This window comes from Aeromonas media, assembly GCF_000819985.1.
In the GTDB taxonomy this organism is placed as follows: Bacteria; Pseudomonadota; Gammaproteobacteria; order Enterobacterales; family Aeromonadaceae; genus Aeromonas; species Aeromonas media.
The window spans coordinates 59,752-70,489 of record NZ_CDBZ01000101.1 but is presented as its reverse complement, the minus strand read 5'-3'; the positions used below and the strand labels follow the sequence as shown (position 1 = coordinate 70,489).

The 10,738-nt window shown below is 61.8% G+C and carries 9 protein-coding genes; 4 read left to right on the top strand and 5 right to left on the bottom strand.

Translation table 11 applies throughout. The features are described from left to right. Together BN1127_RS09165 and BN1127_RS09160 are read right to left on the bottom strand one after the other, a co-directional pair. The coding region (locus BN1127_RS09165) for a DMT family transporter (protein ID WP_042649214.1) at positions 1-493 on the bottom strand (493 nt) is incomplete at its 3' end. 46 nt (positions 494-539) lie between these two features. After that, positions 540-1,627, bottom strand: a protein-coding gene (locus tag BN1127_RS09160) for an IS3-like element ISAs22 family transposase (RefSeq protein ID WP_128313267.1) whose coding sequence is annotated in 2 segments (ribosomal slippage) — positions 540-1,375 and positions 1,375-1,627 — 1,089 coding nt in all. Because the reading frame shifts where the segments join, the coding sequence is not laid out codon by codon here. A gap of 562 nt (positions 1,628-2,189) precedes the next feature. On the opposite strand from BN1127_RS09160, the gene ompA reads away from it, so the two are divergent. Beyond that, positions 2,190-3,311: a porin OmpA gene (gene ompA, locus BN1127_RS09150; RefSeq protein ID WP_041206594.1), complete on the top strand. Its 1,122-nt coding sequence runs from the start codon at positions 2,190-2,192 to the stop codon at positions 3,309-3,311. A 190-nt stretch (positions 3,312-3,501) separates the two neighbouring features. Here the strand turns inward: ompA and priA are convergent, their stop codons facing one another. Then, a complete protein-coding gene (gene priA, locus BN1127_RS09145) occupies positions 3,502-5,709 on the bottom strand; it encodes a primosomal protein N' (RefSeq protein ID WP_042649213.1) in 2,208 nt (735 codons plus the stop codon). A gap of 147 nt (positions 5,710-5,856) precedes the next feature. On the opposite strand from priA, the gene rpmE reads away from it, so the two are divergent. From rpmE to BN1127_RS09130, 3 genes are all read left to right on the top strand, one after another. Then, a complete protein-coding gene (gene rpmE, locus BN1127_RS09140) occupies positions 5,857-6,072 on the top strand; it encodes a 50S ribosomal protein L31 (protein WP_041206593.1) in 216 nt (71 codons plus the stop codon). A 126-nt stretch (positions 6,073-6,198) separates the two neighbouring features. Beyond that, positions 6,199-7,632, top strand: coding sequence for a DUF2867 domain-containing protein (locus BN1127_RS09135; RefSeq protein ID WP_042649210.1), 1,434 nt, complete (start codon positions 6,199-6,201; stop codon positions 7,630-7,632). 178 nt (positions 7,633-7,810) lie between these two features. Next, on the top strand, positions 7,811-9,067 hold the full coding sequence (locus BN1127_RS09130; protein ID WP_042649212.1) for a malic enzyme-like NAD(P)-binding protein: 1,257 nt from the start codon (positions 7,811-7,813) through the stop codon (positions 9,065-9,067). 66 nt (positions 9,068-9,133) lie between these two features. Here the strand turns inward: BN1127_RS09130 and BN1127_RS09125 are convergent, their stop codons facing one another. Then, positions 9,134-9,313, bottom strand: coding sequence for a hypothetical protein (locus BN1127_RS09125; protein ID WP_042649209.1), 180 nt, complete (start codon positions 9,311-9,313; stop codon positions 9,134-9,136). A 54-nt stretch (positions 9,314-9,367) separates the two neighbouring features. Continuing rightward, the gene (rstB, locus tag BN1127_RS09120) at positions 9,368-10,693 is read right to left on the bottom strand and encodes a two-component system sensor histidine kinase RstB (protein WP_042649208.1); all 1,326 of its coding nucleotides are present in this window, start codon (positions 10,691-10,693) and stop codon (positions 9,368-9,370) included. Positions 10,694-10,738 lie beyond the last annotated feature (45 nt).

Genomic DNA, 10,738 nt, shown 5'->3' with positions numbered 1-10,738 from the left:
GATCATGCGTCGGCCCTGCCATTACCGAGAGGATCGCAAAGCTAACCCCCAAGGGAGTAACCTGACTGACATCCTTGGCACCAAAGATTGCAAGTCCCAAGCCTGAGAAGCCGATCAGAAGAATCAGTAGTTTATAGGGTGATGCCTTATCACCACCAAACAAGATAGTCATAATGGGTTGCAAGCCCAGGACAATGGAGACCAGGCCCGGCGAGAGTTCATAACGAATAGACAAGAAATAGAAGGCCTGATAGAAGACTTGCAAGAGGAGACCTGTCACCACCACTTTGGCAAGTATGCTTGGGGTTAATTTTGTTTTGCTCTTTATTTTAAAACAGAGGTAGATCACTCCCATCAGTAGAAATGCACCTGTTGCCCTAAGAGTTAAAAAGGACCACACCGATGCGTTTTCCAATCCCATCTTGACGAAGATAGCACCACTGCTCCACATCAATAAAAATAAGATAGGGGCCAACCGTTCAAGATAGTTCATGCTGTACGGTAATCCCCCCATTTTTAGGGGCACTCAAAAGTAGAGGTCATGCGGCCTGTGCCAGGCGCTGTTTCGGCGTGTAGCCACCCAGCGCCATATTGGGCCGCTCATGGTTATAAACCCACAGCCAGTTCGTGGCAAATTCCTGTAACTCATTCAGTGACTCAAACAGGTAATGGCCCAGCCAGTCGTAACGCACCGTGCGGTTAAATCGCTCGATGTAGGCATTCTGCTGTGGGTTGCCTGGCTGGATATACCTCAGCGTAATATCCTTCTGCTGCGCCCAGCACTTGAGCTCTTCGCTGATGTATTCCGGGCCATTGTCACAGCGGATAGCGGCTGGTTTTCCCCGCCACTCGATGACCTGCTCCAGTGCCCGTTTGACTCGCGAGGCAGGCAAGGAAAAATCCACCTCGATGCACAGTGCTTCGCGGTTGAAGTCATCGAGCACATTAAACAACCGTACCGAGCGACCATCGCTGAGCTGGTCATGCATAAAGTCCATCGACCAACATTGATTCGGTTGGTCAGGGACTGCCAACGGCTCCGGCTTGGCACGCACTAGCCGCTTCTTGGGTTTTATCCGCAGATTGAGCTCTAGCGCCCGATAGATCCGGTAGACCCGCTTGTGGTTCCAGCCAAAGCCTTTGACGTTACGTAGGTACAGAAAACACAGTCCGAACCCCCAGTTGCGCTGGTTGGCGGTGAGGCGCAGCAGCCAGTCGGCAATCTCCTGGTTTTCATCGGCCAGCACGGGCTGATAGCGATAGCAACCCTCGCTCACCTTGAACACCTGGCAAGCCAGGCGGATAGAGATAGCGTAATGAGCCACGGCCTTGGTCGCCATCTCCCTGCGGGCAGATGGCGTCACCACTTTTTTGCCATCGCCTCGGAGATGATCTCAGCTTTGAGGCGCTCCTCGGCATACATCTTCTTAAGGCGACGATTTTCCTCTTCCAGCTCTTTGAGGCGGGCCATGAGGGAAGCATCCATGCCACCGAATTTGGAGCGCCACTTGTAGAAGGTGGCGGAGCTGATGCCATGCTCACGGCAGAGCTCAGGGACGGGTGAGCCAGACTCGGCCTGTTTGAGGATGGCGATGATCTGTGCATCGCTAAAGCGTGATGTTTTCATGTAGAACTTCCTCCTGCATTCACAGTACGGGAAAATTCTACTTATGAGCACCTCAGTTTTTCGGGGGGATTACCGTACCATAGACCTGTCATCGACTCATGTTGAAATACGGCTTCATCACCGGATTAGTCATATTTACTCTGCTGTTTTTGGCGCGCACGAAGCACAGCGAAGCCATTATAAATTTATTGGTAAATATCTTTTATAGGCGTATTCCATCAAAAGTCCTTCATCGAAATATGCTAATACTGACAGCATTGTTAATATTTTGATGTTATCCAATTGATCTTTGGGGGTCAAACGGATTTGATTGTGACTGGACAGAGGCAATACAACCATGAGCGAAGGAGGAGACTGCACTCGGCGAATGGGTTCTATTCCCTTGAATATCAGGAAAAAGACTGCCCGGGTCTCAGAATGCAAGCGAGCTCACACTCCCGAGAGTTTTGTCATTTGAGGCTAGTGACAGATGGGATAATCTGAGTATGGGGCTTGGGTTCGGGGCCCCGTCAGGGAAGAGAGGCGCATCCGCGTCATAACAATTCATTGCAGGGGCTCATCCATGAACAGATCTATGCTCGCCGTCCTGATCGGCGCGTTGATGGCAACGGGGACGGTGCAGGCCGCCGCCCAGGACAATACCTGGTATGTCGGTGGCAAGGCTGGCTGGTCCAATTTTTACGGGGTGGATTACGACGATCAGGTCAAGGAGCTGCTCGATGCCTTTGATCCTGGCCAGGACCACAGCGACCTCGGTCTGGGGGCCTTTGCCGGCTATCAGGTAAACCGCAACGTGGCCGTCGAGCTCGGCTATGACTGGCTCGGCAAGTATCAGGTCGATCAGCGCTTCAGCAGTAACGGGGTCGAGGCAGGACTGGATGGGGAGGCCAAGGCCCAGATGATCCAGGCCACCATGAAGATCGGCTTCCCGGCGACCGAGGCCCTGGATATCTACGGTCGGCTGGGGGGCGCCTATGCCTGGACCGACAGCTCCATCAGTGCCTGGGCCAACGATGGCACCAGCAACCTCTCGGCATCGGGCGGGGGCAAGTATCACGGTGCCGCCTTTGTGGGGGCATTGGGCATCGAATATGCCATCGACAAGGATTGGGCTGCCCGCCTCGAATACCAGTACACCACGCCGCTCGGCAAGGACTCGCTGGATGAATCCGGCATAGAGCTGGACAACGGCCTGCTGTCTGTCGGCATGCTCTACCGCTTCGGCCAGATCGGCGACGAACCTGTAGTGCCCACACCGGCCCCCGAGCCCGCCCCGGCCCCTGTGCTGGTGGAGAAACAGTTCAGTCTGGATTCGGATGTGCTGTTCGAATTCAACAAGGCGACCCTGAAGCCCGAGGCCAGCCAGGCACTGGATAACCTGTTTGCCCAGATCCTGGCCGCCAATCCGAAGGATGGGGTGGCGACCGTGATCGGCCACACCGACCGCATCGGCTCCGATGCGTACAACCAGTCCCTGTCCGAGCAGCGTGCCCGCAGCGTGGCGGACTATCTTATCGCCAAGGGACTGTTTGCCGACAAGGTGCGTGCCGAGGGGCGTGGTGAATCTTCCCCGGTGACGGGGGGCAGTTGCCCGGATGGTGCCAAGGCGCAGATGATCGCCTGTCTGGCGCCGGATCGCCGGGTCGAGGTGCGGCTGACCGGGGTCTCCCAGGCCGCCGAATAAGCCGGAACAGTCATGGGATAAATACAACGAGGGGGCCTTGGCCCCCTCGTTGTATTCTGGTTCCCCCTGATCCCCAACCCTTCTGCCGCGAGGGTGAAGGGGGAAAGACCCTAGGTTTGATTAGCCGCAAGGTGGCGTAATCAGACGCGCGATAAGAAAAACGCGGCTGGCGGCTGGTGAGAGAGGCGGTTTAATTCAACTCCGTGGGGTCGATGTCCAGGCTCCAGCGCACCCGCTTGGTCTCCGGCCAGGCGTCCAGCTCCTTCACCGCCCAATCCAGCAGTTGTGCCAGGGGTGCCCGGTTCGGGCCCTGCACCAGCAGCTGCATGCGAAACTTGCCCGCCTTGCGCTCCATGAAGCCGCTGATGGGCCCCAGCACCTGGACCTGGGGATAACGGGCGCTGCGCAGTGTCTCGGCGAGGCGGGTGAGGAACAGCTGCACCTCGTCACGGCCGTTGGCCTCGGCCCGGAACAGTCCCTGATAGCTGAATGGCGGCAGCCCCAGCAGGCGGCGCTCCTTGAGCGCGGTATCCGCGAAATGGCCGTAACCGTTCTGGGTCAGATCCTGCAGCAGGGCGTGCTCGGGGTGGTGGCTCTGCAACACCACCAGCCCGGGCTTGCTGGCGCGCCCGGCGCGCCCCGCCACCTGGGTGTAGAGCTGGGCCAGCTTCTCGGCGGCGCGAAAATCGGCGGAAAACAGGGCGCCATCCACATCCAGCAGGCCTACCAGGGTGACATCCGGGAAGTGGTGGCCCTTGGCCAGCATCTGGGTGCCGATCAGGATCTTGTACTTGCCCGCCTTGATGTCGCCGAGGTGGGTCTCCAGCTCCCCCTTGCGGCGGGTGTTGTCCCGATCGATGCGCACCACAGGGTATTGAGGGAAAACCGTGGTGAGCAGCTGCTCCAGCTGCTCGGTACCCACACCGGAGCCGATGAGCTCGTTGCTGCCACACTCGGGGCAGTGATGGGGCAGCGGGCGCACGCTGTCGCAGTGGTGGCAGTGCAGCCGTCGCCCGGCCTGATGCCAGGTGTACCAGGCATCGCAGCGCTCGCAGGCGGCGCTCCAGCCACACTGATGGCAGATAAGGGCGGGTGCATAACCACGGCGGTTGAGAAACAGCATCACCTGATTGCCCGCTGCCAGGTGCTCCGCCATCAGCTGCTCCAGCTGGGGGGAGAGCCCGGCCTGCAGCCGCACGCTCTTGATGTCGAGGATTACCTGGCGGGCGGTCTGGGCGTTACCGGCGCGCCGCGTCAGGCTGAGGTGATGATACTTGCCAGTGCGGGCGTTGTGCAGCGTCTCAAGCGAGGGGGTGGCCGAGCCGAGCAGTATGGGAATGCCGGCGCGATGGGCCCGCATCACCGCTAGATCCCGGGCGTGGTAGCGAAAACCGTCCTGTTGCTTGAAGGAGCCGTCGTGTTCCTCGTCGATGATGATGATGCCGAGGTTCTTGAACGGGGTGAACACCGCGGAGCGGGTGCCGATCAGGATGGCGGCTCCGCCGTCGCGGCAGGCGAGCCAGGCATCGAGCCGCTCCCTGTCGTTCATGGCGGAGTTCATCGCCACCACGGGCACCTTGAAGCGGCGCCGGAAGCGGTTGATGGTCTGCGGGGTGAGGCCGATCTCCGGCACCATCACCAGGGCCTGCCTGCCCGCCTTGAGCAACGGCTCGAGGATGCTCAGGTAAACCTCGGTCTTGCCGGAGCCTGTGATGCCGTCCAGCAGAAAGGCACCGAACTTGTCGCTCTGGCTGGTGACGGCGGCCACCGCCAGCGCCTGCTCGCCGTTGAGGCGCAACCCCTCACCGGCGTCAAAATGGGTTGCCCAGTCGCCGTCATGGCTCGGCTCCAGGCTGCGCTTCTCGAGCAGTCCCTTCTTCTCCAGGGCGGTGAGTGCGGCGCTCTGGATCTCCTCCTGTTTGAGCGCAGACGGCGTCTGGGGCCCCTTGCGCAGCAGGGCGAGTGCCTGCTGCTGCTTGGCCGCCCGCTTGAGCTCGTTGAGATCGATAGCCATCCCGGCTTCTGTTACAAACCAGAACTCCAGCTCACGGTAGGCGGCGGGCTCTCCCTTGCGCACCAGCACCGGCAGGGCGTGGGGCAGCACTTCACCCAGCGGATGCTGGTAGTAGCTGGCACTCCAGGCCATCAGCGCCAGGATATCCGGCCCCAGCACGGGGGAGCTATCAAGCACTCGCTTGATGGGCTTGAGCTTGTTGCGGGGCACCTGACTCTCGGTCGGGTGATCCACCACCAGGCCGACCAGGGTCTGGGGACCGAACGGGATCTCTACCCGGCAACCGGGCTCAGGCAAGGGCAAAGGGGAGAGATAGTCGAAGTGCCGGCGCAACGGCACCGGGACAGCGACACGAACCAGATCAAGCGTTTGCGATGAATCCACCAAAAGGTTGCCTATTTTTTCTGCGAAGCCACTTGCCTGAACTCAGGCATTTCCTATATTATTCGCAGCCTTTGAAACTGTGTTCAACAATCGTGTGGTGTCCGACAAGAGATCGGATGGCGACACGGCCTATAATCGAGGTTGTCCATGAAAGCTGGTATCCATCCTGACTACGTAGCCATCACCGCCAAGTGCTCTTGCGGTAACGTGATCAACACCTTCTCTACCCTGGGTAAAGATCTGAACCTGGACGTGTGCTCCGAGTGCCACCCGTTCTATACCGGCAAGCAGAAAGAAGTTTCTAGCGGCGGCCGCGTAGACAAGTTCAACAAGCGTTTCGGTGGTCTGACTGCCAAGAAGTAATATTACTTCTGAAGAATTCTGAAAAAGGCGCCCATCGGGCGCCTTTTTTGCTTGTTGGCGTTCTGTATTGCCTCGCTTTGCCCTATGGTGGGTGCGAGTCCATGGGGGATGGCAAGGAGTGTCGGAATGCGGAACTGTCTGGTGATGGGTGCGGCGGGTTACATAGGTTCCTATCTGGTACCCCACCTGCAAGGGTTGGGCTACAGGGTGATCGCCGGTGCGCGCCGCCCCTGCCGCCTGCCTGAGGGGGTGGAGTTCCGTCTCGCCGACAGCCTCAAGCCCATCACCCTGCTGCCGGCCCTTGCCGGGGTGGACACCGTCTTCTATCTGGTGCACGCCATGGGGGCAGGCGCCGGTTTTCACCGGTTGGAGCAGCAGGGGGTGAAGAACTTCGCCGCCGCCGCCCGCGCCGCCGGGGTGCGCCGCATCATCTATCTGGGGGCCATACAGCCGATCCCCTGCAACAGCCGCCACCTCAACTCCCGCCGCCACTGCGGCGAGCTGTTTCGAGAGGCGGGTGTACCCACGGTGGAGCTGCGTGCCGGCATCATCATAGGCCCGGGCTCGGCGGCGTTCGAGGTGATGCGGGATCTGGTGTTCAACCTGCCGATGATGGTGACGCCGAAGTGGGTGCGTTCCCGCACGCCCCCCATCGCCCTCTCCAACCTGTTGCACTATCTGGGCGGACTGGTGGAGGCCGACGGGGTGGATGGCCGCATCTTCAACGCGGCGGGCCCCGAGCTGCTCAGCTACCAGCAGCAGTTGCAGAAGTTTGCCACCCACATCGGCAAACGCTGCCCCATCATCCCCATCCCCTTCCTGAGCCCCCGACTCTCCGCCTGGTGGCTGCAGTTTGCCACCTCGGTGCCCCAACCCATTGCCAAGGCGCTGGTGGGTGGCCTCAAGCATGACATCCCGGCCGATGACGGTCCGCTGCGGGCCCTGCTGCCCCAGCACCTGCTCAGCTTTGACGAGGCGCTGACGGAGAGTCTGGCGCTGGAGCAGAAGCTCGGCGCCGAGCAGCAGGGCCAGGAGACGCCGCTCGGCCTGCGCTGGCGTCACCCCGAGTACGGTTTCTACGACCGTACCGCCAGCGGTGAGGCCGAGTGCCTCGCCTCGCCCGAGGTGGTGTGGCAGGTGCTGCAGCAGCTGGGGGGCGAGCAGCGCTACTTCTACATGAACGAGCTGTGGGTGGTGCGCGAATGGATGGATCACCTGATAGGGGGCCCGGCGCTCACCCGGGGCCGCACCAATCCGGATCGTTTCGTGAAGGGGGACATGCTGGACTCCTGGCAGATCCTCGGGGTGGACGAGGGGCGCAGGCTGGATCTGCTGTTCAACATGAAGGCCCCCGGTGTCGGGCGGCTGGAGTTCAACATCCAGCCCCAGGAGTCCGGCCTGACCCGGCTGCGGGTGACCGCCCACTGGCACCCTCAGGGTGCCTGGGGGCTGGCCTACTGGCTCGCCATGCTGCCCTTCCACCTCTTCATCTTCCAGGGGATGACGGAGGCCATCGCCCGTCAGGCGGAGCAGAGGGCCGGTATACCCGTGATGGATTGAAACCATATCTATAACTAAATGGGTATTCATTGTCGGTGATACGTGCTGATGATTGGCTCATCGGTGGATAACGGCAATACTTTCTACTGTGAAAGCCCGATGGTTTTCTTTATGATCCCGAGCCCTCGCCTGTGGCGAGCCAATGCACCACCACATTCACTTCCGTATCGGGGTCCCCATGTCCGATCTGCGTCACGATCTTCGTCAACAAGCGCTCGATTACCACGCCCAACCCATTCCCGGCAAGATAGCCATCGCCCTTACCAAACCCGCCGAGACCGCCCGCGATCTGGCGCTGGCCTACAGCCCGGGTGTGGCCGAGCCGGTGCGCGAGATCGCCGCCAATCCCGATGATGCCTACCGCTACACCGGCAAGGGTAACCTGGTGGCCGTCATCTCCAACGGCACCGCCATCCTCGGTCTTGGCAATCTGGGGCCGCTGGCCTCCAAGCCGGTGATGGAGGGCAAGGCCCTGTTGTTCAAGCGCTTCGCCGGCATCGACGCCATCGACATCGAGGTGAAACACGAGACCAGTGCGCAGTTCATCGACACTGTCGCGGCCATCGCCGATACCTTCGGTGGCATCAATCTGGAAGACATCAAGGCCCCCGAGTGCTTCGAGATCGAACAGGTGCTGATCGAGCGCTGCGACATCCCGGTGTTCCACGATGATCAGCACGGCACCGCCATCGTCACCGCCGCCGGTCTGCTCAACGCGCTGGAAGTGCAGGGCAAGCGCATCGAACAGAGCCGCATCGTCTGCATGGGCGCCGGGGCCGCCGCCACCGCCTGCATGGACCTGCTGATCAAGTGTGGCGCCGCGCCACACAACATCTTCATGCTGGACCGTCAGGGGGTGATCCACACCGGTCGCACCGATCTCAACCAGTACAAGCAGCGCTTCGCCAACGAGACTCCGCTGCGTACCCTGATGGATGTCATCGACGGGGCGGACGTGTTCGTCGGCGTCTCCGGCCCGGACGTGCTGCCTGCCGAGGCGGTGGCGCTGATGGCCCCCAACCCGGTGATCTTCGCCTGCTCCAACCCGGATCCCGAGATCAAGCCGGCCCTGGCGCACTCGGTACGTAGCGATCTCATCATGGGCACGGGTCGCTCGGACTATCCGAACCAGATCAACAACGTCATCTGCTTCCCCTTCATCTTCCGCGGCGCCCTGGATGCGCGCGCCAGCCGCATCAACGACGCCATGAAGATAGCGGCGGTGGAGGCCATTCGCGGCCTGGTCAAGGAGCCGGTCCCGGCCGAGGTGCTGACCGCCGCCGGGGTGAGCGAGCTCACCTTCGGCAAGGAGTACGTCATTCCCAAGCCGATGGATGCCCGTCTGCTGCCCCGCGTGGCCCGCGCCGTGGCGCTGGCGGCGGTGGCCTCCGGCGTGGCGCGCATCGCACTGCCGGCAGATTACATGCAAGATTGAGCCGCCTGAACACGACAAAAGGGGCCCCATGATGGGGCCCCTTTTCATTGGGGGCTTGTGCGCCTGTTACTTGGTCTTGGGGGCCACTTTCACGGCCGGTGCGGCATGGGTCGCCTTGTGATGCTTTTTCACCACCTTGGTCTGGGTCGCGTGGGGGGCGGCAGCCTTGGTCGGGGTGGCAGCCATGGTGAAGCCGGAGGTCAGGGCGAAGACAGCGGCCAGGCTCAGGGGGATCAGCTTTTTCATATTCCAGTTCCTCGTTCGGTTTGATGACATGGAGCGGCTCTCCATGACGTCATCCTAGGGCTGTTCAACCTGTGGTTCAGTGAGCGACTGGTGACGGTTTGTATCCAAATGTACGGGCAGCCTGAGGCAGAAGCGGGCACCGCTGCTGCTCGGGAGCAGCTGTACCTCGCCGCCGTGGTGGCGGGCTATGCTGCGCACTATGGCGAGACCGAGCCCGGTGCCGCCGGTGCGCCTGTCCCGGCTCTGATCCAGCCGCACGAAGGGCTCGAAGATCTGGGGCGCCAGCGCGGGATCGATACCGGGGCCGTCGTCGGCCACCTCCAGCAGATAGTGATCCTGCTGCCGACTCATGGCGAGGCTCACCCGGCTGGTGGCGTGGCGCAGGGCGTTGCCGATGAGGTTCTCCAGCGCTCTGTCCAGCAGGCGGATGTCGCCGTGCCAGGGCAAGGCCATGGCCGGGCGTACGAAATCGAGCCGGGTCTGTGGCCGCAGCGCCTGCCAGTCCGGGAGCCGCTCCCCGGCCCAGCAGCCCAGCTCGAGATCGCTGCACTGCAGCGGCAGCTCGGGGCGATCCAGCCTGGCGTAGGTGAGCATCTCCTCGATGAGGGCGTCCAGCGCGCCGAGATCCCGTTCCAGCCCCTGCTGCTCCTCGGTGGTGGGAGGCTCGGCCAGCATGGCGAGCCGGTAGCGCAGCCGCACCAGGGGGGTGCGCAGCTCGTGTGCGATGGCGTCGGTCAGCTGCTTGCGGCTGGCCAGCATGGCCTGCAACTGCTCCGTCATCTGATCGAAGGTGCGGCCCACCCGGCCCAGGCTGCTGCCGGGGGGCAGGCCGGTGCGGCTGGAGAGATCCCCATCGCCGACCCGGCGGGCTGTCTGTTCGAGTTGCTGCAGGCCGCGCCAGTGGGGACGCAGCCAGAGCAGGATGGGGAGACCGAGGGAGAGGCCGATGAGCAGCAGCAGGCCCACATCCACCCAGTGCAGCTCGTGCAGGTAGGATAGGTAGGGCACGGGGCCGACGATCAGCACCTGATCGGTGCCGGGGATGCGCTGCAGGAAGGTGTCATCTTCCTCGACGATGACGATGTTGCCCGCCTCGAGAAAGGCCTGATCCTCCCTGGCCAGCGGCTGGTTGGCGAGGGCCCCGATCCGCAGCGGTAGGGTGAGCTGGCGGCTCTGCTCCGCCATGCGGGCGGGCCAGTGCGCCGGCGGCAGCCGGGCCAGCTCACCGGTGAGCAGGCCGAGGGAGCCTTGCATCATCCGCTCCAGATAGCGATCCCCCGCCCGCTCGGCACTGACCTGATAGACCAGACCGATGAGCAGGATGGCGAGGCAGAAGCAGCCGATCAGCAGCAGGTAGAACTGGATAAACAGGCGTCGCATGGAGGTTCTCCTCTTGCCTGGGTTGCGTCTTGGCGTTGTTTTGTT